Annotated in this window: 21 protein-coding genes; 19 read left to right on the top strand and 2 right to left on the bottom strand. The window is 28.1% G+C overall.

Annotation, left to right across the window (positions count from 1 at the left end; all coding sequences use genetic code 11):
- The first annotated feature begins 269 nt into the window (after positions 1 to 269).
- The 5 genes from SPD90_RS08970 to SPD90_RS08950 all read left to right on the top strand — a co-directional run bounded on the left by SPD90_RS08970 (position 270) and on the right by SPD90_RS08950 (position 3,763).
- Positions 270 to 1,685, top strand: coding sequence for a hypothetical protein (locus tag SPD90_RS08970; RefSeq protein WP_320925006.1), 1,416 nt, complete (start codon positions 270 to 272; stop codon positions 1,683 to 1,685).
- A 135-nt stretch (positions 1,686 to 1,820) separates the two neighbouring features.
- Positions 1,821 to 2,174 (top strand): hypothetical protein, encoded by a 354-nt coding sequence (locus tag SPD90_RS08965; RefSeq protein ID WP_320925005.1) that lies wholly within the window; start codon positions 1,821 to 1,823, stop codon positions 2,172 to 2,174.
- A 136-nt stretch (positions 2,175 to 2,310) separates the two neighbouring features.
- On the top strand, positions 2,311 to 2,781 hold the full coding sequence (locus SPD90_RS08960) for a hypothetical protein (RefSeq protein WP_320925004.1): 471 nt from the start codon (positions 2,311 to 2,313) through the stop codon (positions 2,779 to 2,781).
- A gap of 20 nt (positions 2,782 to 2,801) precedes the next feature.
- Entirely contained in the window at positions 2,802 to 3,221 is a 420-nt protein-coding gene (locus SPD90_RS08955; protein ID WP_320626220.1) for a hypothetical protein, read from the top strand.
- Complete coding sequence (locus SPD90_RS08950; RefSeq protein WP_320626219.1) at positions 3,218 to 3,763, top strand: hypothetical protein; 546 nt, start codon at positions 3,218 to 3,220, stop codon at positions 3,761 to 3,763. Before SPD90_RS08955 ends, SPD90_RS08950 begins: the two co-directional genes overlap by 4 nt.
- 448 nt (positions 3,764 to 4,211) lie before the next feature.
- Here the strand turns inward: SPD90_RS08950 and SPD90_RS08945 are convergent, their stop codons facing one another.
- The gene (locus SPD90_RS08945) at positions 4,212 to 5,096 is read right to left on the bottom strand and encodes a LysR family transcriptional regulator (RefSeq protein WP_320925003.1); all 885 of its coding nucleotides are present in this window, start codon (positions 5,094 to 5,096) and stop codon (positions 4,212 to 4,214) included.
- A gap of 378 nt (positions 5,097 to 5,474) precedes the next feature.
- Between SPD90_RS08945 and SPD90_RS08940 the strand changes: the two genes are divergently transcribed.
- From SPD90_RS08940 to aroE (SPD90_RS08920), 5 genes are all read left to right on the top strand, one after another.
- A complete protein-coding gene (locus SPD90_RS08940; RefSeq protein ID WP_320626217.1) occupies positions 5,475 to 6,314 on the top strand; it encodes a sugar phosphate isomerase/epimerase family protein in 840 nt (279 codons plus the stop codon).
- Positions 6,315 to 6,438: 124 nt separating this feature from the next.
- Positions 6,439 to 8,364 (top strand): oxidoreductase, encoded by a 1,926-nt coding sequence (locus SPD90_RS08935; protein ID WP_320925002.1) that lies wholly within the window; start codon positions 6,439 to 6,441, stop codon positions 8,362 to 8,364.
- A 134-nt stretch (positions 8,365 to 8,498) separates the two neighbouring features.
- Positions 8,499 to 9,368, top strand: coding sequence for a shikimate dehydrogenase (aroE, locus tag SPD90_RS08930; protein ID WP_320925001.1), 870 nt, complete (start codon positions 8,499 to 8,501; stop codon positions 9,366 to 9,368).
- A 24-nt stretch (positions 9,369 to 9,392) separates the two neighbouring features.
- Complete coding sequence (locus SPD90_RS08925) at positions 9,393 to 10,625, top strand: MFS transporter (protein WP_331680553.1); 1,233 nt, start codon at positions 9,393 to 9,395, stop codon at positions 10,623 to 10,625.
- Positions 10,626 to 11,234: 609 nt separating this feature from the next.
- Positions 11,235 to 12,098, top strand: coding sequence for a shikimate dehydrogenase (gene aroE / locus SPD90_RS08920; RefSeq protein ID WP_320925000.1), 864 nt, complete (start codon positions 11,235 to 11,237; stop codon positions 12,096 to 12,098).
- Positions 12,099 to 12,264: 166 nt separating this feature from the next.
- Here the strand turns inward: aroE (SPD90_RS08920) and SPD90_RS08915 are convergent, their stop codons facing one another.
- Positions 12,265 to 14,277 (bottom strand): NAD(P)/FAD-dependent oxidoreductase, encoded by a 2,013-nt coding sequence (locus SPD90_RS08915; protein WP_320924999.1) that lies wholly within the window; start codon positions 14,275 to 14,277, stop codon positions 12,265 to 12,267.
- Positions 14,278 to 14,652: 375 nt separating this feature from the next.
- Here SPD90_RS08915 and SPD90_RS08910 point away from each other — a divergent pair, with 375 nt between their 5' ends.
- The 9 genes from SPD90_RS08910 to smc all read left to right on the top strand — a co-directional run.
- The gene (locus tag SPD90_RS08910) at positions 14,653 to 15,540 is read left to right on the top strand and encodes a LysR family transcriptional regulator (protein ID WP_320924998.1); all 888 of its coding nucleotides are present in this window, start codon (positions 14,653 to 14,655) and stop codon (positions 15,538 to 15,540) included.
- Between the two features lie 108 nt (positions 15,541 to 15,648).
- Complete coding sequence (aroD, locus tag SPD90_RS08905) at positions 15,649 to 16,437, top strand: type I 3-dehydroquinate dehydratase (RefSeq protein ID WP_320924997.1); 789 nt, start codon at positions 15,649 to 15,651, stop codon at positions 16,435 to 16,437.
- Between the two features lie 114 nt (positions 16,438 to 16,551).
- The gene (locus SPD90_RS08900) at positions 16,552 to 17,331 is read left to right on the top strand and encodes a shikimate kinase (protein WP_320626211.1); all 780 of its coding nucleotides are present in this window, start codon (positions 16,552 to 16,554) and stop codon (positions 17,329 to 17,331) included.
- A 330-nt stretch (positions 17,332 to 17,661) separates the two neighbouring features.
- Positions 17,662 to 18,438 (top strand): shikimate kinase, encoded by a 777-nt coding sequence (locus SPD90_RS08895; protein WP_320924996.1) that lies wholly within the window; start codon positions 17,662 to 17,664, stop codon positions 18,436 to 18,438.
- Positions 18,439 to 18,706: 268 nt separating this feature from the next.
- Complete coding sequence (efp, locus tag SPD90_RS08890; RefSeq protein ID WP_290686759.1) at positions 18,707 to 19,264, top strand: elongation factor P; 558 nt, start codon at positions 18,707 to 18,709, stop codon at positions 19,262 to 19,264.
- A 116-nt stretch (positions 19,265 to 19,380) separates the two neighbouring features.
- Positions 19,381 to 19,941 carry a CD1247 N-terminal domain-containing protein gene (locus tag SPD90_RS08885; protein ID WP_320626209.1) on the top strand — a complete coding sequence of 187 codons (561 nt, stop codon included), beginning with the start codon at positions 19,381 to 19,383 and terminating at the stop codon, positions 19,939 to 19,941.
- A gap of 135 nt (positions 19,942 to 20,076) precedes the next feature.
- A complete protein-coding gene (rnc, locus tag SPD90_RS08880; RefSeq protein ID WP_320924995.1) occupies positions 20,077 to 20,778 on the top strand; it encodes a ribonuclease III in 702 nt (233 codons plus the stop codon).
- A gap of 16 nt (positions 20,779 to 20,794) precedes the next feature.
- The gene (locus SPD90_RS08875; protein WP_320924994.1) at positions 20,795 to 21,862 is read left to right on the top strand and encodes an elongator complex protein 3; all 1,068 of its coding nucleotides are present in this window, start codon (positions 20,795 to 20,797) and stop codon (positions 21,860 to 21,862) included.
- Between the two features lie 20 nt (positions 21,863 to 21,882).
- Positions 21,883 to 24,980: chromosome segregation protein SMC (gene smc, locus SPD90_RS08870; RefSeq protein WP_320924993.1), on the top strand; the 3,098-nt coding region annotated here is incomplete at its 3' end.

Here is a 24,980-nt window from a genome sequence, read left to right as displayed (position 1 = left end):
TGAAGGCTACAATTTTATCTGTTTTTTTTCTTATATTACAGATAATAGGTATTTTTTTAAAGGAATTGAGTTTTTATTACAATATAGTAAGTGTTTTGAGTGCAATATGTACGATTTTTATTATGATAGGTTTGTTAAATAAAAATGATATGATAAAAAAAATAATAATTTTTTATACTGTGATTACGGCCTTAAATTTAACTTTGAATACAATAAATAGATATATTTTTTTAGACTGTATAGGTAATTTATGTATTTGGGCTTTGATTTTGAAAGAGATAATGGCAATTTATACAGAGGATGAATATAAATTATATAAAAATAAAAAGGGTAAATTAAATAGATTAAAAATAAATATAAAAATATATGACGATAAATTAAATATTTTAGAAGACAAAAATACAAAACAAGAGGAACAATTAAATCAAAATATAAATGCACTTGGACAAATAGTATTAAATTTAAAAAGCAAGGTATATTTTATCGATCAAACATTGAATTATGTATATAAATATAATTATGATATGAAAACAATGTATGAAATAGAGGATTTTAAGAGTTTTTTTTATAAAGAGATTTCAACGGATTTTATTGTATTAGAAAAGCTCTACAACGCATTATACGATTGTGAAGACCATTTTTTTGAAATAAAAGATAAAAAAAATAAACATTATCAGTACAGATTTTATCCAAATACTTTACTAGAGGGAACTTTGGGAGTTTTACTTATTAAGACCGACATTACGCACGAGAAAAATATAAAAAATGAGTATTTGCAAAATAATAGCTATTTCAAAAATATACTTGATAAAATGCCATATGATGTAATCTTAGAAAAAAATAATCAAATAATATATCAAAATAGAAAATCAAAATACGAAAAAAATATTGTAAATATGATACTAGATAGAGATATAAATGGTAATATTACATATACTTTAGATGGTTGTAAAGAAAAGCATTTTTATATAAATAGAATTTTACTAAATGACGAAGAAGAAAGTATGATTATTTTGAAGGATATTACTAGTCAAAGATCACTATTTAACAAAATGAATCTAGCAAAACAAAAGTATGAATTGTTTGTAGATATAATTTCTGAAGCTGTATTCGTGTTGGACTATAATACAAAAAAAATAAAATATACTAATAAAAGCTTTAATAATATACTTCAGCAAAATAAATTGAATTTAGTAGATATATATTACTTAATTAAAAATTCAGATTTAAATTATTGTGATGTATCGTTTAGCATCAAATTTGAAGAGAAAAAAATAAGAAATTCTTTAAATGAAGATGTATATTTGGAGTTTGCAAATATGATTTTGAATGTAAATCAAAAAAATATACTAATAGGGATTTTTAGAGATATTACTAAAGAGGTTAAAAGTAAGCTTTTACAGAAAAAAATCAAAGAAGAAGCATACACTAAAAAATTAAAAAATGATTTTTTTATAAATTTATCTCATGAATTGAAGACTCCTACTAATTTGATATATCTTAAAAATCAGCTTACAAGAAATCTTTGTGAAAAAAATAATAACATAGGATATGAAACGGTTGAATTTTTGAATATAGAGCTAGAAAATACAAAGGTATTAATTGATTTGATAGAAAGTATAGTTTCTATTGAAAACTTAAATACGGATTTTTATGATGGCGATAGGAATTTTTATATTTATTAGAAGATGAAGGGAATTGTGCCTTAAAGGCAGGATTCCCTTTTATTTGTAAATTACTAGATAAACACTTAAAGTTTAATCATTTATGTATATATATAGAAAAAATGGAAATAATTTAAGTAAAAAGGAATGAATACATTGAATAAGAGATGTGGATTTACAACATTAGAGTGTATTATAAGTATGTTTGTTTTGTCGATAATAGTTTATATGATGACATTTTCTATAAGCAATAGTTTTAATTTACTTGATAAAAACGAAGATTACTTAAAAATGCTAAACATAGCAAAAAACTATTTAAATGAAGCCAAATACGATGTAAAGTATAATCAAAACTACAAAATAGATAATCAGATTTTTACTGTAGATAATTTTCAAGTAAATAAAAAAATAGCAAGACAAGAAAATTATTATAATTGTTACCAAATTACATTGGAAGTAAAATCATCAGATAGGAGTGTAAAACTAAAGTCATATGTTACGAAAAAATAAGGGATCAATTTTAATTGTGACAGTATTTGTATTTTTATTGGTAAATATAATTGCGATTACTTGCTCGGCTTTAATACTTAGCAATAATAAATATACAAAATATAATTATGAAGAAGCATATATTGAGGAGCAGTGTTTGAGTAAAATAGAATTGGTTTATTCAAATATTTTAAAGGAGGTAGAGCTAGCTTTAGAAAAAAGCCATGATTACGATAGTTTTGAAAGCTATTTTACAGAAAATAATTCTTATAATTTTATAAATAGAATAAGCAATATATCAAATGTTTCGTTAAGAGATACACAATGTAGTATCCAAAAGATAGACTACTATAATGTTGAAAATATTATTTATTATAGGGTTTTAAGTAAAGTAGAGTATAACAACTTTAATAAAAGTATTGTAGCTTATATAAAAATAAAAAATCCATTTTCAAAAGATAGTAATAATGAACAAATTGATGAAAATGACCTAACAGTATCAGAAGAAGGTGAGATAGAGCAGCTTACAGATAAAGATAATATATCTGAAAATATAAATAATCAAGAAGATAAAAAACAATTAAAGCCTAGTGATTTAGTTGTAGTATTTGGTTGTAAGGAGGTCTAAGCTATGAAGAAGGAAGGAATGTGACTTTAGTAGAAGTTTTATTAGGAATAACTCTATTAGCTTTAATATGTACAATATCATTTTCAAAGATTAATTTAGATAATTATAAAGTAAATTCATTTATAAGACAACTCAATAGCGACATTAGATATGTGCGAATGGTAAATAAATTAGGTAATAGCAAAGTATACATAGTTTTTACAACGAAAAATAATTGTAAAGGATATATATTGATGGAAAATGGAAATACTTCAAAATGTGTATTTCTGCCTAAAAATATCAATTTAAATTATTCTGAAAGTAAAATATTATTTGACACTAAAGGCGCTTTTTATATGGGAGGGACAACTATTAATATAGGAAAAGATAAGGATTACACTGAAATAACTATAGTTCCTGTAAGTGGTCGAGTTTTGATCAAGGAAGGTATATATAAATGAAGAAAGGATATGTATTACTAGAGGTTATAGTATCTTTGTCTGTGATGATAATTATAATTATGTGTTTATACGGAGTTATTGTCGTTAGTCATAACGTCAAAGATAATATTGAAGATAGGATTGAATTGAGCCAACAGGTAGAGGAGATCGATTATCAAATTAAAAACTTAATTGAAGAATGTGTAAATATAATAAATATAACTACTGTAGATAAAAATACGGTAGATAATTTAGAATATAATAAAGTCTACGATGTTTGTTCTATAAAGCTTAATTTCAAAATAGAAGAGAATCAAGAAGACTTAAATTTAAAAAATAAAGAAATAAATTTAAAGAAGAATACAAATAAATTATTTGTAAATACGCTTAATAATGATAATTCTAGAGAAGCTGGTGGATATGAAATTGGCGATTATGTAAAAAATATATATATTAAATTAGAAAATCCAAAGATTGTATCTATTGTATTTTATTTATCAAAGAATGATGTAGATTTAGAAAAGGAAGTCAAATTGTACATAAGATACGATGATAGAATATAAGATAATAAAAAAAGAGTACAAACCTTGGGGAGATTTGTACTAAGCTTATTGGGGAATATTTTTAAATACAAATAATTTTATTTAAAAATATTTACATTTTGTATGGGATTTATATTTATCTAATATTTATTATTTATTTTATGATTATATTTTATATGAATATTATATATAAAACAAATTGTTAATAATAGTTAATCCTATAGAAAATATCTATATAATTGAGACTTATTTAAAATAATAAAATTATTCTGTTCGAACACGATATTTTTATTGATAAATATCGTGAGTTTATTTATACTATATGAATAGGTATATTTATTTGTGTACTATCTTTAGAATTTCTAAAGAATTGATTATTATTTTTTATATTTTTTTAGATTATTAAAGGATGGCTGAAATTAACTCAAGTCATCCTTTTTTCTAATATTAAATAATTCGATAAGAAATGTTATAATGTATAGTTTTCAATTACAAAAGATTTAAAATTTTCAGCAATAGGTGTTAACGTTTTATCTTTTAGTAAAGCTAGATAAAAATTTCTTTCCCAAGTAGGCGATGTAATCTCTATAGTTTTTACATTCATGAACTTAAGTATAGGCATATATGGTACTATTGCAATTCCAAAATTATTAGATACTAATCCTGCTATAACTTGATCTTCTTCTATTTCATATGCGATTATAGGTTTTTGACCAATAGTATCGAATAAATGGTCTATAATAGATCTTAAACCACTCTTTTCGCTGAATACAATTTGAGGATATTCAATTGTCTGTTCTAATGTAATTGAATCATACTCACTTAAAGGATGGTCGGATGGTACTATTAAAACTAACTTTTGGGTTGATACTGGTATAAACTCAATATTTTTTTCCTTTTCACGCTTAGAGCAGAATATCATATCGTATTTTTGCTCTTTCAAAGAATTTATAAGATCAGTTGTGGTGGCTTCTGTATAAAAATTAAAATTAATTTTTTTATCTTTATTGCTTTCTATGTAGTTTTTTGTTAATTTAGGAACAAAATTAGTGCCTAGAGTACGTAAAAATCCTAAATCTATATAACCTTCCCCGTTACTTATTGATTTTAACTCTAAAATACTGTCATCTAATATTTTCAAAGATTCTTGAACCTTTTCTAAAAATATTTTGCCACATTTTGTTAAAACGATGTTACGCCCTTCTTTTTGAAATAATGTTACACCGAGCTCTTTTTCTAGTAAAGAAATAGCATGACTTAGACTAGGTTGTGTGATACAAAGTTCTTCAGCTGCCTTAGTATAATGTTCTAGCTTAGCTAAAGTAACAAAATATCTTAAATGATATAAATTCAAAAATATTCCTCCCTTATTATAGAATACTATTTATTATGTTGCAATTTTATATATAACTCTAAATAATACATTTTAAACTTATAAAACTATAAAGAAAAATTATTATATATAAAAATAGTATATATAATTTATAGAAAGTTATAAAACTTGTACTTTAAAGTTTTAAATAAATGGTTCTTTATAGTTATTTATTTAAATTATAGATATTATAAAACTAATATACTAGAAATTATATATAAAATCAATGGATTGATAGATTATTATCAATTAGTCATAGAAAAAATACTGTGATAATATTTAGACATAAGATAAATCAAAGAAAAAAAGTAAAATAAAAAGATAAACTATTAACAATGAAAAACAAGGGGGATTAAGAATATGTCAAAACAATATCCATTGACAGTTAGTTCTTATACATTAGGAACAAAAGTAACTTTTGAAGAAAGAGTAATTGCAGCTAAAAATGCTGGATATGAAGGAATAGGATTAAGAGCAGAAAACTACATAGCAGCATTACAAGAAGGATTACATGATGAAGATATTTTAAATATCCTAAAAAAACACGACATGAAGGTAACAGAAGTAGAATATATAACTTTATGGGCAGATGATGAAAGAAGTTTAGAACAACAAATGAAAGAACAAATTTGCTTCAAGATGTGTGAATTATTTGATGTTAAACAAATAAACTGTGGTTTAATGGAAAACTATTCAATAGAACATACAGCTCAAAAATTAAAAGAATTATGCCAAAGAGCTGGCGATATAATAATAGGTGTTGAACCAATGCCATATAGTGGTATACCTGATTTAGAAAAAGGATGGAAGGTTGTAGAAGCATCTGGTTGCGATAACGCTAAAATAATATTAGATACTTGGCACTGGGTAAGAGCTAATCAACCTTATGAAAAAGTAATAGACATGATACCAGCAGATAAAATAGTATCAGTTCAAATAAACGATGTTCAAGCTAGACCATATGCAAAAGAAGTATTAAGAGATGAATCAATGCATGATCGTGTTGCACCAGGCTGTGGATATGGAGATACAGTAGGATTCTGTAAGATGTTACAAAAGAAAGGTGTAAAACCAAATGCAGTAGGTGTAGAAGTTATATGCGATGAATATGTAGAAAAAGGTGTAGATTTTGCGGCTAAATATACATATGAAAATGCAGTAAAGGTATTAAAAGAAGCTTGGCCAGAAGTTTTAGCTTAATATAAAAATTAAAATGCACAATGATAAATAGATAAATAATAGATAAAATAACAGAAAAATATAAATACTAGGAATTAAAAATCTTACAAATTAAATTTAACTTAAAAGAGAAGAGGTATTAATTATGAGTTTTGAAAGTATGTTTAAACCAATACAAATAGGTCCTATGAATGTACCTAACAGATTTGTTGTTCCACCAATGGGAAATAACTTTGCAAATACAGATGGAAGCTTAAGTGAAAGATCTAAAAACTACTATGCTGCAAGAGCAAAAGGTGGATTCGGTCTTATAACTATAGAATCATCTGTTGTATACTACAAATCAAAAGGCGGTCCAAGAAAACCTTGTCTATTTGATGACAGCGTAATAGACAGCTTCAAAAATGTAATAGATGCTTGTCATGCTGAAGGTGCAAAGGTTTCTGTACAACTTCAACATGCAGGTCCAGATGTAAATCAAGAGATAGCTGGATATCCAATAGTAGCAGCTTCACCAATTCCAGCAAAAGATGGTCATCCAACTCCAGTAGTATTAACTACAGAAGAAATATACGACATAATCGAAGCTTATGGAGATGCAGCTGTAAGAGCTATGAAAGCAGGAATAGATGCAGTTGAAGTTCACTGTGCTCATGGATACTTAGTAAGTACATTTATATCACCAAGAACTAATAAAAGAGTAGATGAATTTGGTGGATGTTTTGAAAATAGAATGAGATTACCTCGTTTAATAATAGAAAATATAAGAAAGAAAACAGAAGGAAAAATAGCTATTTTAGCTAGAATAAATGCACAAGACGATGTTTTAGGTGGGCTTACTGTACAAGACAGTACAGCAGTAGCAGTTTACTTAGAAGAAGAATGTAAAGTAGACGCACTACATGTATCTCGTGCTACTCACTTACACGATGAATGTATGTGGGCTCCTACTACAGTACATGGAGGATTCTCTTCTGATTTAGTAGCAAGTATAAAAGAAGTTGTAAACGTGCCAGTAATAACTGTTGGTCGTTTCACTGAACCACAATACGCTGAAATAATGGTAAGACAAGGAAGAGCTGACTTAGTAGCATTTGGACGTCAAAGCTTAGCAGATCCAGAAACTCCAAATAAAGCTAGAGATGGTAAATTAGAACTTATGACACCATGTATAGCATGTCTACAAGGTTGTGTTCCAAACATGTTCCAAGGTAACCCAATAACTTGTTTAGCAAACCCATTATTAGGACGTGAAGGCGAATTAACTATGGCTAAAGAACCTAAAAACGTATTAGTTATAGGTGGTGGAGTAGGCGGTATGGAAGCTGCTTGGGTAAGTGCTCTAAGAGGTCACAAAGTAACATTAGTAGAAAAATCAAATACTTTAGGTGGACAAATCAGACTTGCTGCATACCCACCAGGAAAAGGTGATTTAACTAATTTAGTTCGCAGTTTTGTAGCTAAATGTAATGAAGTAGGAGTAAAAGTATTATTAAATACAGAAGCAACTGAAGATTTTGTAAAAGAAATGAACCCAGATGTAGCAATAGTTGCTACAGGAGCAACTCCATTAATATTACCAATACCAGGTATCAATGATGTAGGTGTAATAAATGCTATAGATTTATTAGATGGTAAAAAAGCTTGTGGTACAAAAGTTCTAGTTGTAGGTGGAGGAATGGTTGGTGCAGAAACTGCAGAATTTTTGGCAGAACAAGAACATGAAGTATCAATAATAGAATTCAAAGATAAAATAGCTGGTGATGTAGGTAAAGAACATAGAAAATTCATTATGGAAGCATTTGATAAACACCATGTAGTTAGCATAACTGGAGCAAAAGTAGCTGAATTCTATGAAGATGGAGTTAAATATGAATTAGCTGATGGTTCTGTAAATGAAATTAGAGGATTTGACTCAGTTGTACTTGCAATGGGATCTAGAAATTACGATCCAATAAGTGAATCAATAAAAGGCATAGTAAAAGAAACTTATGTTATAGGTGATGCAGTTAGAGCTAGAAGAGCTTTAAATGCAACAGCAGAAGCATTAGATGTAGCTTTAAGTATATAATTTGTTAAATAATTACACTTAAAATATAGTTTTTAACTGTATATTGGTTGAATGTTGCAAAAGTTTATTTTGCGACATTCTATACCAGTATACACAAATAAATTTAAACGAAATAAATTCGGAGGAACAATAAAATGGAAATATCAGGAAGAACAGGATTATTAGGATTAATAGGAACACCAGTAGGACATTCAGGCTCACCTGCAATGTACAACTATAGCTTTGAATTATTAGATTTAGATTATAAATATTTAGCTTTTGACGTACCTGTAGAAAAAACAGAAGATGCAGTAAATGCTTTCAGAACTTTCAACATGAAAGGTGGAAATGTTACAATGCCTTGTAAAGGTGAAGTAGCTAAATACATGGATGAATTATCTCCAGCTTCTCGTATAATAGGTGCTTGTAATACAATAATAAACGACAATGGAAAATTAATAGGTGACATTACAGACGGTAAAGGTTATGTAAGAAACTTAAGAGAAAATGGTGTAGATATAAAAGGCAAAAAAATGACTATAATGGGTGCAGGTGGAGCTGCAACTGCTATACAAGTTCAAGCAGCACTTGATGGAGCTAGAGAAATATCTATATTCAACAAAAAAGACGCTTTCTTTGAAAAAGCTCAAAAAACTGTTGAATCTATCAAAAAAGAAGTTCCAGATTGTATAGTAAATTTATACGACATAGATGACACTGAAAAATTATACGCTGAAATAGCTACAAGTGATATATTAACTAATGCTACATTAATAGGTATGAAACCTTATGATGGAGAAACAAACATAAAAGATACAAGCGTATTTAGAAAAGATCTAGTAGTAACAGACGTTGTTTACAATCCAATCAAAACTAAAATGATATTAGATGCAGAAGCAGCTGGTTGTAAAGCTATCGGTGGAAAAGGAATGTTATTATACCAAGGAGTAGAAGCATTCAAATTATTCATGGGACAAGAAATGCCTGTTGAACAAGTAAAAGCTAAATACTATTCTGATTTATAAAATTAAAAATAGGAGGATGCCATAATGGAAAAAATTAATTATAAAAAATATTATCCTACAGCTGCAGCCTTATACTTTACGTACTTTATACATGGTATAGGAGCTTCTATATTAGGACAATATAAACAAGATTTTGCATCAATGTGGGGAGCAAAATTACTAGAAGATGGAACTTTTGATGTAAGTATGGTAGTTTCTGTAATTGCAGCACTTGGACTTGGACGTTTAATATCTCTTCCATTCTCAGGACCAATATCTGATAAATTCGGAAGAAGAATTAGTGGTATTATAGGTGTTATTTGTTATGCTTTATACTTAGGAGGAATAGTATTTGCTCCAAGTATGGCAGTGGGTTATATATTTGCTATAGTAGGTGGTATAGCTAACTCATTCTTAGATACTTGCGTATCACCATCATGTATGGAAATATTCCCAGAAAACGGATCTATAGCAAATATGTTTACTAAATTTTCAATGTCTATAGCACAATTCTTGTTACCATTTGGTATAGGATTTGTAGCTACAAGCATGTTACCATTTAGAACAATATTCTTAATTGCAGCAGTAGCAATAGCAATAGATGGTGTATTAATAGCAATATTACCATTCCCTAAAGCAAATGCTACAGCAGATGATGAAGGTAAACAAGAAGTTAAAAAAGAAAAAATGAAATTTACTCCAGCAAGTATAGCTTTAATATGCATAGGATTTACTTCTTCTTCAACTTTCATGATATGGTTAAACTGTAACCAAGAATTAGGTAGATTATATGGACTTGCTGATCCAAGTAAAATACAATCATTCTACGCTTTAGGAACAGTATGTGCAATATTAGTTTCATCAGTATTAATCAAAAAAGGATTAAAAGCAGCTAGAATACTTATAATATATCCAGCAATATCAGCAGCAATGCTTATAGCTATATACTTTATAAGAATACCTTCTATATGTTTAGTAGGTGGATTCGTATTAGGTTATGCAGCAGCAGGTGGAGTACTTCAACTTTGTGTATCAACTGCAAATGAAATGTTCCCTAAAGATAAAGGTAAGATAACTTCAATAGTTATGATCGCATCAAGTGTTGCAAATTACACTATATTAAATGTTGCATCTTACTTAACTAAAGTTGGTGGAGCTACTAACGGACCAACAAACGTTGTTTTACTTAACGTAGTAGTTACAGTAATAGGTGTATTACTTGCTATCTATGTAAATGTAGAAAGTGATAAAATGGAAAAACTTGAAAAGGCAGCTTAATTTGCTTAAAAACACATAAATATAAAATAGACTTTAAGACTTATTAATTTAAGTTTTAAGGTCTATTTTTTTTAGAAAAATATCGAATAAATTAAAATTCTTTAATAAATTATGAAAATTGATAGTATTTGTAAATTAAAATATATTTTTTTGGAAATAATTAGAAATAAATTATAAAAAATAAAGTAGAAGCAGTAAATTTTGAATTTAAAATACTCAGAAAATAACGAATTTTGCTTAAATAAAAAAAATCTAGATTGACAATTTATTTAAATTAGATAAAATTTAATATAAATAAAGAAATAAAATGTATTTTCTAAATTGAATCAGGATAATATATATTTATTAATACTTAAATGGAGGTAATGAAATGATTAGAAAAGATCTAAGCAAATTATATAGCTATTTCTATTTTATGTTCTGGGGCTTTTATTTTAGCGCTGGCTATTTTTATTGCAATAATATAAAAAATAAATCTTTTCTGATGAGTTCTAAATTGACCTACATTTAATATAAAATTTTAAAATTAGGTAAATAATTTTTATTTATAGAAGGAGAACTCGTGGGAGTTCTCCTTTTTAAATATTAAGGGAGTTGTAGGAGGATAATATGAATATAAGTTCAAAAACAAAGGTTTACAGTGTTATAGGCCACCCAGTTAGTCAAAGCTTTTCACCTAAGATACACAATTATTTATTCAATAAATACGGTATTGATGCCGTTTATGTAAGCTATGATGTAGACCCTGATCATGTAGGTGAGGCTATAAATGGAATAAGACATTTAGGCATAATGGGTACTAATGTAACAATACCTCACAAGATAGAGGTCATGAAATACTTAGATGAAATAGATGAAAGGGCTAAATTATTTGGGGCAGTAAATACTATCAAAAATGTAGATGGAAAGCTATACGGATATAATACAGATGGAACAGGGCTTACTAAATCACTTAAGGATGCAAGTGGTGAGACAATGGATGGAAAAAAAGTTCTAATAATAGGTGCAGGTGGAGCATGTAGAAGTATTGCAATACAGCTTGCTATAGAAAATGTAGCTTCAATAGAAATAGTAAATAGAAGTATCGAAAAAGCCCAATCGATAGTAGACACAATAAATGAGCATTTTGATACAAAGGCAATTGCGACATCTAAGATCATAACTCAAGAGGACATAGATAATGTAGATGTTTTGATAAATACTACACCAATAGGTATGGGAACAGATGAGTCACCAATAGATACATCTTTAGTGCCACCTAAAAATATGATAATAGCAGATGCTGTCTACAAGCCTCATGAAACAGCTTTTATTAAGTGGGGACTTAAACACGATTTAAAAATAGCTTATGGAATACAAATGCTTATAAATCAAGGAGTGCATTCTTTTAGTATATGGACAGGTGTTACACCTACATTAGAGGACACTCAAAATATATTGAAGATATTCTTAGAAGAACAACAAAAAAAATAAAAAATTCCCTATTAAAAAATAAGGAATTCAAATTGTATAAATATTGTTTAAAATAGTTTTTAGAAATAGGCTGCTTATTTTAAGGGATGTATTTAAGCAGCCTATAAATATATTATTAATATTCTAATTTAAATTAAATTGGGGAAAATAACTTATTTAGAATATTTTAAACATAAATATCAAGGTAATCGTGTTTAGTTAAAGTATTTATGATATTTCTACCTTCTTCAACACCTTCTATTATACGTCTAGCTCTAACACTATCTCCTATAGAAACTATTTCTACATTTGTATTACAATACTCTTCTTTTAAAGCTTCTAGTACAGGATTGTTAGATCTCATTCCTAAGCATACAAATCCATAATCGAATTCTAAATCTTCTAATCTTCCATCTGGATGTTCAACCAAGAATGCATTGTCTTTTACTTCAAGTAAACGAGTGCTAGTAAGTTGTTTTACTCCATGTTTGTTTAATAAGTCGAAAGTACCAACTTTTGATACTGGATCTATTCCATTTCCTATGATTGGAGCCATTTCAACTATAGAGCATTCAGCATTTCTTGGAGCGAAGAATTCTGCTACATCAAGACCAACTGCTCCACCACCGATTATAACAACTTTTTTACCTGTTAAATCTTCTGGATAATTTTCTACATTGTTTATCATGTCTAGTATAGAGAATACTTTAGAATTTTCTTTGGCCATTACTTCGTGAAGTCCTTTTATTGGAGGTAGTAATGGAGAAGAACCTGTAGCATTAACTATTAAGTTTGGTCTTAGATTTTTTATAAAGTCTACACTAGCTTCAGTGTTTTTAAATATATATAAATTTTCTAATTTTTCAGCTCTATTTATTAGATATTTAGGGAAGTCGTATAATCTCTTTTTATCTGGGATTTTTGAGATTTCAGTTGCAAGACCACCTAAAACATCTTTTTTCTCGATTAAGAATGTAGTACATCCGACTTCTGCAGCTGTACATGCAGCTTCAAGACCTGCAGTTCCTGCACCTATAACTACTACATTGCAAAGTCTTTTAACTTTTTGTTTTTTATAAAGCTCATCTTCATTTACAGATGGGTTTACAGTACATCTTATAGGTCTATTTATACCGATTCTGTTACCTGCACAACCTATATTACAAGATATACATTTTCTTATTTCATCTTCTTTGCCTAATTCTACTTTATTTACCCAGTTAGGATCAGCTATAAGTCCACGACCCATACCTATTAAGTCGGCATCTCCTCTTTCTAATATGTCTTCAGCTACTTGAGGATTTCTTATGTTACCCATTGTTATACAAGGTTTACCGAATTTTTCTTTTACTGCTTTTGCTAAATAAGATCTCCAACCATCTTTTAAGTAGTTAGAATCTATTTGGTATTGTATTGATCCGTTAAGAGCAGCAGATACGTCGAATATATCTACTTCATCGTTTAAGTATTCTAGGTATTCTAGGCAATCGTCGATTGTATTACCACCTTCCATAAATTCATCAGCACTTAAACGTAATAATATTGGGAAGTTAGGTCCTACATTTTTTCTAACTTCATCTATTACAAGTCTTGCAAAACGAGTTCTATTTTCTACAGAGCCACCGAATTCATCAGTTCTGTTGTTGTATAAAGGTGATAAGAATTGACTTATTAAATAAGAGTGTCCTGCATGTATTTCTACTGCATCAAAGCCTGCTGTTTGAGCTCTTTTAGCTGCTTCACCGTATTTTTTAACTATTTCGTATATTTCTTCTTTTTCAAGAGGTCTAGGGATTTCTCCGCCTGCCTTTGAAGGTATATTTGAAGAAGAAACTGGTTGCATTCCTGTTCTTGAAGACATAGCAGATGCTCCAGCATGATTTATTTGTATAGCTATTTTTGTTCCGTATTTGTGAACTCTTTCGCAAAGTTTGAATAATCTAGGTAAATAACTATCGTGGTCTATACGAAGTTGTGAAGTACCGTTTGATCCTTGAGGAGAAAATACGCTTGCATTTTCTACTATTATAAGTCCAGTACCGCCTTTTGCTCTTTGTTCATAATAATTAATATGTAAGAAACTCATTTCTCCGTTTTGTTCACCATAATTTGTACCCATTGGCATCATTACGATGCGGTTTTTTAAGTTCATATGTTTCACTGTTAAAGGTGAAAATATATTTTTATATTTGTGTGCCATTTTAGAACCTCCGTAAATTATATTTTGATTGATTATTATTTTTTATTTGTGTTTTGTTTGTTATTTTTTTATTTAAGATTATTCTAACAGCATTTATTTAAAATAACTAATAGCACTTTTTGTTATAAATTATAGATAAAAGTAATAGAAAAATGTTTTTTTGAAAAAAATACTTATAAATTATATTAGAATAAATATTTTTTTTGTTTTTAGAGAAATTTTTAAATTTATAAAAAAAATCTAAAAAAATTAGTGTTTATATAAATTTTATTTATGATTTATAGCTATATAAAAAATAAATTAATCACTTAAAAAATCGAAATATATATTGTATATTAATAATTAAGAAAGATATAAAAATTTGAGGTAGGTATTATGAATTTAAATCATTTACAATATTTTGTTAAATTAGCTCATTTGGAGCACTATACTAAAGCGGCTAAGGATTTATCTATAACACAGCCAAGTTTAAGCCATGCTATTTCTGCTTTAGAAGAGGAGCTGGGAACTAAGTTATTCGAAAAACAAGGAAGAAATGTTGTTCTTACAAAATATGGAAAAATATTTTTAAAATATGTAGAAAAGTCCTTAGACTATCTCCAAGAGGGGATAGATAAAACAAAGGCTTTGACTTGTTCTACAAGTGGAGTTATAGATTTAGGGTACATATACACTCTAGAGGCGGAATTTGTGCCTATGATAGTTAGAAGGTTTTTAAAGGAAAATGAAGATAAGAATTTTGGATTTACATTTTCGTCTTCAAATACAAAATCTATTATAGAAGGTCTAAAAAATGAGAGATTTGATATAGGATTTTGTTCAATGGTAGAAGATGAAAATAATATTGAATTTATAAAAGTAAAAGAAGAGGAATTAGTCGTTGTAGTTCCTAAAAATCACGAATTATCTAAGTACAAAGAAATTGACTTGATAAAAACTGTGGGATATAAACATATCGCTTTTACTAAATCTAGCGGTTTGAGACCTGTTGTAGACAATTTATTTAAAAAAATAAATAAAAAGCAAGATATATCTTATGAGGTCGAAAAGGATGAGTCTATGGCAGGATTAGTCGCAGAAGATTTTGGAATCGCTGTAATGCCAAATATTCCTTTCTTAAAGTATTTTAATGTAGATGTGATCAAATTAAAAAGTCCTGTGTACAGTAGAAATATATATATGGCTAAATTAAAGGATAAATACGTATCGCCGGCAGTAGATGAATTTAGTAAATTTGTACTAAAAAATTGTAATAGTCTATAGAGCAATATTTATGTATACAATATATAAAATTATATTTTATATTAAGTTATAATTTTTTGGTATAATAGTATTTAGTGATTTTAATGTTGGAAGGGAGATTTTAGGAGTATGAGTTATTTAAAGATTAGAAATGTAGAAATAGGAAAAGGAACCCCAAAAATAATTGCACCAATTTGTGATAAAACAAAAGAAGAGATATTAAAGACAGCGAAGAAATTTTCTATTATACCGGTAGATTTTGATATACTAGACATCGACATTGTAGAGTGGAGAGTTGACTGGTATGAATACTACAATGACTGTGAAAAAATTGAAGAAGTACTTGAAGATCTTAGAAAAATATTAAAAAATATACCACTTATATTTACAATAAAGACCAATAAAAGCCATGGAGAGGCTGATATAAAGGTAGAGGATTATGTGAATATATATAAAGAAGTTTGTGCAAGTAAGTTGGTCGATATTATAGATATTGAAGATAGCATTGGAAAAGACAACATGAAGGATATAATTGAATTTGCTAAGGATATGGGAACATATGTAATTGCAACTAATCATAATCTAACACATACTCCATCAAAGGCAGAAAGTATTGAAACGGCTAAGCAATTAGAAGATATGGGAGCTGATATTATAAAAATAATAGCAAAGCCACATAGCAAGTTAGATGTAGTTGAACTATTAGAGACAACGATTATTTTATCAGAGCATATAGTAAAGACTCCTATATGTGCAATATCAATAGGAGAAAAAGGTGGACTTAGCAGGATTTGTGGAGAATTTTTTGGATCATGTATAACTTATGGTGTCAATAGAAAGAAAAGTGCTCCAGGACAGCCTAATATTGAAGATTTAAGTAATTTACTCAAATTAATACATAAGAATATTGAAGCATAATGAGAAGTATTAAACTATAGATAAAATATATAAAAAAGAGCAGATAAATCAATTAGACTAAAGCATAATTTAGGTTTACTATCAAAATAAAACTAATTAAAAAGGGGAAAGAAAATGAAGAATATTGAAAATACTAGACAAAGAATTAGTGAATGTGATAGTAAAATAATAGAAATTCTGACAGAGAGAATGAATTATATTGAAGATATAATCGCATATAAAAAGGAACATGGTCTACCTATACTTCAAGAAGAATTCGAAGCTCAAAAAGAAATAAGCTTGATTAAGCAAGTAGAAAACAATAAGTTTAAAAATGAAATACTAGATGTATTTAGATATATTGTAGATAATGGTAAAAAAATACAAGCTAAAAACCTATTCTCATACAATATATTTTTAATAGGCTTTATGGGTGTTGGTAAAAGTACAGTATCTTCTTACTTAGGACATATGCTATCTATGGAGGAAATAGAAACTGATGCTCATATCGTAAAAATGGAAGGTATGACAATAAATGAAATGTTTAGTAGACGTGGAGAAGAATATTTTAGACAATGTGAAACTAATACGCTTATATCTTTAAAACAAAAAGAAAATACTATTATATCATGCGGTGGTGGTATGGCGCTTAGAGATATAAATGTAGAATATATGAAACAAAGTGGTAAGGTAGTATTACTTACAGCTTCTCCAGAAACTATATTTGAACGTGTAAGATACAGCAATGAAAGACCTATATTAAATGGTAACATGAATGTAGAGTTCATTGCAGATTTAATGAAAAAACGTGAACCTAAATATTTAGATGCATGCGATATTATAGTATCTACTGATAATAAGACAATAAATGAAATTTGTGAAGAAATAGTTAGTAAGCTTATAAAATCTGAATAATATGTTTAAATTTAAATTACTAGGTAATAATTTAATAGTTATTATTTGGTAACTTTTTTTATCTATTTTTTACAAATTAATAATATAAAAATTATATAAATATAACAAAATATATGTAAAATAAAAGTATAAATAGAATTTTTAATTAAAAAATAAAAGTATAAGCTCGAAATTTATTTGTAGAGGATAAAGAAATTAAAGTAAAAAAATATAAGAAATTAAAAAATAAAGAAAATTTCAAAATTTATTTTTTTATTTGTTTGGAATGTTGAAAATGCTTTAATATATTGCTATAATTTAGTAAAATACAATTAGGTAAGGTGGGTACACATGAACAATATAGAAAAAATAAGAGCAAAAATAAGTATGTATGATGATGAAATTATAAAAATTTTATCAAAAAGAATGGATTGTATCGATGAAATAATAGAATACAAAAAAGAAAATGGTATGCCAATACTACAACCTGAATACGAAGGTAAAAAAGAAATAGCATTATGCAAAAAATTAAAAGACAACAAATACCAAGATGAAATAATGAACGTATTTAGATATGTAGTTAAAAACGCTAAAAAATATCAAGCTAAAAACTTATTCCCATATAATATAATGTTAATAGGATTCATGGGATGTGGTAAGAGTACTATAGCAAGCTACTTAAGCCATATACTTGAAATGGAAGATTTAGAAACTGATGACTTCATAGTAAAAAGAGAAGATATGACAATAAATGAAATATTTCAAAGAAAAGGAGAAGACTATTTCAGAGCTTGTGAAACTAATGCATTAAAAGAACTACAAACTAGACAAGGAATAATAATTTCTTGTGGTGGTGGAATGCCAATGAGAGACGAAAACGTAGATTTAATGAAACAAAATGGTAAAATAGTATTACTTACAGCTTCTCCAGAAACTGTATACAACAGAGTAAAATACAGCAATCAAAGACCTTTATTAAATGGAAATATGAATGTTGAATACATAAGCGATTTAATGGCAAAACGTCAAGATAGATATGAATCTATAGCAGATATAGTAGTAAGTACAGATGACAAACCTATACATGTTATAGCAGAAGAAGTAGTAAGTAAGTTAGCTACTTTATAAGATATAAAATTAAGAAGAGCTAAAATCCTTTCTTTATTATATAATTTAGGAAGGATTTTATAATTTTTGAATAAATATTTTATATAAAGTCAAAAATAATTAAAACATAATCAACTAAAATATCTAAAAACTTGTTTAGTTAAGATAATATATGATATTATAGTATATATGATTAATCAAAATATATATTATAACTTGACAATTTGAGTTACATATATATAATAAAACTGATAAAACATAAGAAATTTATTTAGATGGAGGAATAATAATGGTAACAGCAGGAGATTTTAGAAAAGGTGTAACTTTTGAAAAAGATGGTCAACCATGTTTAGTAGTTGACTTCCAACATGTTAAACCAGGAAAAGGTGCAGCGTTCGTAAGAACAAAATATAAAAATTTAAAAACAGGAGCTATAAGAGAAGAAGCTTTCAACCCAAGTGATAAATTCCCAAAAGCAATAATAGAAACAAAACAAATGCAATATTTATACAATGACGGTGAATTATATTACTTCATGGATGAAGAAACTTTTGATCAAATACCACTAAACTATGATCAAGTTGAAGATGCTATAAAATTCTTAAAAGAAAATGAAGTAGCTACTATAAGATTCTACCAAGGACAACCATTCCAAGTAGAAGCTCCAAACTTTGCAGAATTAGAAGTAACAGAAACTGAACCAGGAATAAAAGGTGATACAGCAAGTAACGTTACTAAAGCAGCTACAGTAGAAACAGGAGCAGTAGTTCAAGTACCTTTATTCATAAATGAAGGAGATAAAATAAAAATAGATACTAGAACTGGAGAATATTTATCAAGAGTTTAATATTTTAGCATAAAAAAAGCTTATATATCTAATATTAATGGTATATGAGCTTTTTTAAAACATATAGGAAGTCTTTATTCTAAAGATTTTAAAAAAATGCAAAGGAGAGATTTATCATGAAAAAACTAGGTGAAGAGGTTGCATATTTAAAAGGTTTAGCTGAAGGATTAGATATCGATGATAAGACTAAAGAAGGTAAAATGATCTGCAAAATTGTAGATGTATTAGATAGTTTTGCAGGTATAGTACAAGATTTAGAGTATTCAGTAGAGGATTTAGAAGATCAAGTAGAAGAACTAGAATATGAAATAGAAGAATTACAACAAGAAGTAGAAGACTTAGAAGAATGGTTATACGATGAAGACGATGACTATGAAGAAGATGACGAAGACGACTACGATGATGAATACGACGAAGACGAAGATTACGATGAAGATGATTTAAGCTATATAGAAATGGAATGCCCAAATTGTTCAGAAGTTGTAGAAATCGATGAAGAATTACTATTCGATGATTCAGTAGATGTAGTTTGTCCAAATTGCCATGCTGTAATATTATCTTCTGAAGACGACTGTGATTGCGGTTGCGGATGTGGTTGTGAAGACGAAGAAGATTATGGAGATGACTGTGGTTGCGGTTGTGGCTGTGAAGACGGAGATGACGGTTGTAATTGCTAATAATGAATGTTTAGTTTAAAAAGCACCTATGAAGTTCAAATCTTCATAGGTTTTTTAAAGTAAATATGTTTTAATTACAATACGACCCGAAATCAATTTAATAGAACAATTAATAATTTAGATGGAGGATAATTAATGAAAATAAATAAAAAAATATTAAATAATATAGAGATGTTTGAAGAAATAATAAATTACAAATTTAAAGATAAAAATTATATACTAGAAGCTTTGACACATAGTTCTTATTCAAATGAAAATAAGAACTGTCCTTTCAATGAAAGACTAGAATTTTTGGGGGACTCAGTTTTGAGCATAGTTATAAGTGATTATCTATTTAAAAAAGAAAAAAATTTACCAGAAGGAGAGCTTACTAAGATCAGAGCAAATATAGTTTGTGAGGAATCTTTAAGTGAGATATCTAAAAATATACATTTAGGTAAATATATGTTTTTAGGAAAGGGTGAAGAGGCTACAGGTGGTAGAGAGAGAATCTCAATACTTGCAGATGCTTTAGAAGCCGTTATAGCAGCTATTTATCTAGATGGAGGAATGGAGCCTGCAAGAGAGTTTATTTTAAGTTATATGGATAAGATAATAAGTGATTCTATAAAAGGTAAAATATTTAGAGATTACAAAACATGCTTGCAAGAAGTGCTACAAAGCAATGGAGAAAATAATATCTGGTATAAATTAGTAGATGAAAAGGGTCCAGACCACAATAAAACATTCGTTATGGAAGTCGGCATAAACGATACTGTTTTAGGAAGAGGAGAAGGCAAGAGTAAAAAGGACGCAGAACAAGTAGCAGCAAAATGCGCATTAGATAAAAGAGTATAAGGTGGAGGATATTTATATGAAAAAGAGAATAATACCTATATTCGTTCCACATAGAGGATGTCCTCACGATTGTATTTTTTGCAATCAAAAGAAAATAACAGGAGTAAGTACTGAAGTTACAGCAGAGGACGCTAGAAATATAATAGAAGAATGTCTAGAGACTATAGATGAGGATACTGATGTAGAGATAGCGTTTTTCGGTGGAAGCTTCACTGCTATAGAAGAAGAATGCCAAAATAAATTACTAGCAGTTGCAAAGGAATACGTAGATAAGGGATTAGTACATGAAATTAGAATGTCTACAAGACCGGATTGTATAAGCGATAGGATTTTAGAGAGATTAAAAAAATATAAATCTAGCATAATAGAGCTAGGAGTTCAATCTATGGACGAAAAGGTGCTTATAGATAGCGTCAGAGGACACGATATAGATTCAGTAATAAGAAGTTCACATTTGATAAAAAAACACGGCATAAAGCTAGGATTGCAGATGATGGTAGGGCTTCCTTCTGATACAGAAGAAAAATGTATAAATACAGCTAGAGAATTTATAAAATTAAAGCCAGATTGTGTAAGAATATATCCTACATTAGTAGTTAGAGAAACTGGACTGGAAACTCTTTTAGCAGAGGGTAAATATACGCCGTTTACTTTAGAGGAATGTATAAATATTGTAAAAAAACTATTAGTTTTATTTTATGTAAACAATATAAATGTAATTAGAGTAGGGCTTCAAGCTACAGACGACATACAATTAGGTAAAGGAGTCGTAGCAGGACCTTATCACCCTGCTTTTAGAGAGCTTACTGAAAGCGAGATGATAAAGGACTTTTTGGATTACATTGTTTTAGAAAATAAAATAGAAGGAGATTTAGTTGTAAAGACAAACAATAAAAATATTTCTAAAATAATTGGAAATAAAAAATCAAATAAAATATACATGAAACAAAAATACAATATAAATTTAAAGACTGTTCCAGAAAATTTATCAAAAGAAGAGATAATTATATCTTCAAACAAGGGAGAGTTTTCTGTGAAGATGGATCAAATTTACGATAAATTACTAGATATATATAACCTTTAATATTGAAGGGAGATGAAAACGTGCATTTAAAGAGACTGGAATTAAAGGGATTTAAGTCTTTTCCAACAAAGACAGAGATAAATTTTAACGAAGGAATAACAGCGATTGTAGGACCAAATGGAAGTGGAAAAAGCAATATATCCGATGCAGTAAGATGGGTTTTAGGTGAGCAAAGTATAAAAAGTCTTAGAGGAGATAAGCTAGAAGATGTTATATTTGCAGGTACAAGCGATCAAAAGCCTATGAATTACTGTGAAGTAGCTCTGACTATAGACAATAGTGATGAAAAATTAGACATAGATTTTAGTGAAGTTACTATAAAGAGAAGAGCCTATAGAAATGGAGAGAGTGGTTTCTTTTTAAATGACAAGGCGTGTAGATTAAAGGACATAAAGGAATTACTACTAGATACAGGAATAGGTAAGGATGGATATTCTATTATAGAACAGGGAAAGGTAGACGAAATTTTGAGCAATAACCCTGTCAATAGAAGAAAAGTTTTCGATGAGGCTTGTGGAATATCAAAGTACAGATATAAAAAGCTCGAAGCAGAGAGAAATTTAAAAAATACTAAGGAAAACCTAGAGAGAATAGAGGATATCTATATAGAGATAGAAAATAGAATAAAGCCTCTTTTTAATCAACAAAAAAAAGCTCTTAAGTATTTAGATCTTAGAGAAAGCTTAAAAAAACTTGAAGTAAATAATTACATCAGGGAAATCAAAAAAATAGATCAAGAATTAGCCGAAATTACGAAGCACAAAGCTATACTAGTCAAAGAATTAAATGAAAAAGAAGAAATAAAAGAGAAAATGGAAAAAAATATAGATTTGACTAATGAAGAAATTGAAAAGCTAGAGGAAAATATAGCTAGATTAAATGAATATATAGAATCTATAAAAAATGTAATAAATCAAAATGACTCTCAAATTTCTTTAATAAACGAGAGAATCAGTAATTCGAAGCTAAATATAGAAAACAATCAAAAAACTCTAGAGGATTTTGAACTCAAATTAGCAGAAGACAAGAACAAATTAGTAGAGCTAAAACAAAAGAGAGAGCTAGAAAAAAGAGAAATTGAAGTATTAGAGCAAAATATTTCAGAAGTTGAAAAAGAAAGCAACAAGAAGGAGCAAAAGTTAAACGAATTAAATAAGAACATAGAAGTACTAAAGGACAATATAATTACTTACTTAAATGAAAAACAAGAGTTGAGCAATAATTTATCGACCTTGAGTGCAAATACTGAAAATATCAACCTTAGAAGTGAAACTATTGAAAATAATATTTTAGAGATAAAAGCTTCATTAGAAGAAAAAAATTCTATCTATAGACAAAAAGAAGAAAGTGTAATCCAGATGAAAAATAATTTAAAGGAAAAGAATTCTTCTTTAAACAATTTAAAAAACGATTTAGAGGATTACAAAAATCAAAATAAAAATATAGATATAAAAATACAAAACAACAACTACACTCTAAAGGAATGTTCTTCAAAGCTTCAAATATACGTAGATATGGAAAGACATTACGAAGGCTTTAATAGGGGTGTAAAGGAAGTATTAAAAAACAAAAATCTATCTGGAATATGTGGCGCATTAGGACAGGTTATAACTACTAAGGAAGAATACGAAAAGGCTATAGAGGCTGCCTTGGGAGCTTATATGCAAAATATTATAACAGTAGATCAATACGCCGCTAAAAATGCTATAAATTACCTTAAAAAAAATAATCTAGGTAGAGTTACTTTTCTTCCTATGAATGTAATTAAATCTAAAAAAATAAATGAAAATACTATAAATTCTAAGACTGAATATATAAAAATAGCGAGTGACTTAGTATCATTTGATGAAAAGTACAGAGATATAGTCGAGAGTATATTGGGTAGAACTATAGTAATAGACAATATAGACAATGGTATTAAATTCGCAAATGAGACTAATCATAAATTTAAAGTGGTGACTTTAGATGGAGATATATTAAATCCAGGAGGTTCTCTTACAGGAGGAAGCTTAAAGATAAGCACTAATATCCTTTCTAGAAAGAGACTTATAAAGGATTTTGAAGATAAAATAGAAAAAATAAAAATAGAAAATCAACAAAATGCTAAGTCTAAGGAATTGATTTTAAATTCAATTAAAGAAGTAAGAGAAAACATATCGAGCTGTGAAGAAGAAATAAATGATCTTGAAAAGGACATCGTAAAACAAAACACTAAGCTGAAATCAATCGATTATGAGAGAGCTTCTTTAAATGAAAATATAAGCAAGCTAGAAAAAGAAAAAACTGGTCTTAGCTCGAATTTAGATTATACATCTAATAAAATAAAGACGATTGAAGAAAAAATAAAAGAAATCGAGCGAAAGGAAGCTGAAAATAAAAGACAAATAGACAGCTTGACTAGTACTAAGGAGCTTCAAAGCGATGATTTTGAAGAAGAAAAGAAAAAAATAGAAGGCTTGAAATTAGATTTTGTTCAAAAAAGTGAAATATTTAAGTCTACAGATGCTGAAATAAAGAGAATCGACGGAGAAATAAGCTACAGAACACAAAAAATCGAAGAAAATAAAAATACCATAAAAAAATTACAAAAGGAAATAGAGGATCTACAAAGTGAATCTAAAATTCAAAAAAGAGAAAGCGACAATTTAAACGAGCAATTGAGCGAAAAGCATAGAGAGCTAGATGGTAAAAATCAAGCGAAAACTAAGCTTAAGGAAACAATAGCTGATTTAAATAAAAAATTAAAATCATTTGAAAGACAAAATATGGAGCTTAGACAAAGTGAATTTAAAATAGATTCAAAAATAGAGAGATTATCTGCAAATAAGGAAAATTACACTAATAGGCTATTTGAGGATTACGATTTAACTTATGTAAAAGCTCTAGAATTAAAAGATGACTCTATCGAAATAAATAAAAAAATACTTGAATCGATAAAAAGAGAGATAGCAAGCCTTGGAAATGTAAATATAGACTCTATACAAGAGTACAAGGAGACTAAGGAGAGATACGACTTCTACAGTGAGCAAAAGGCTGACCTAGAGGAATCTATAAATGCCATAGAAAAAATTATAAGCGAGCTAGAAGTGAATATGAAGGTTCAATTTAAAGAACAATT

The organism is Intestinibacter sp. (assembly GCF_034113885.1).
In the GTDB taxonomy this organism is placed as follows: Bacteria; Bacillota; Clostridia; order Peptostreptococcales; family Peptostreptococcaceae; genus Intestinibacter.
The sequence above is the reverse complement of the archived record's forward strand: the minus strand, read 5'-3'. Positions and strand labels throughout refer to the sequence as shown.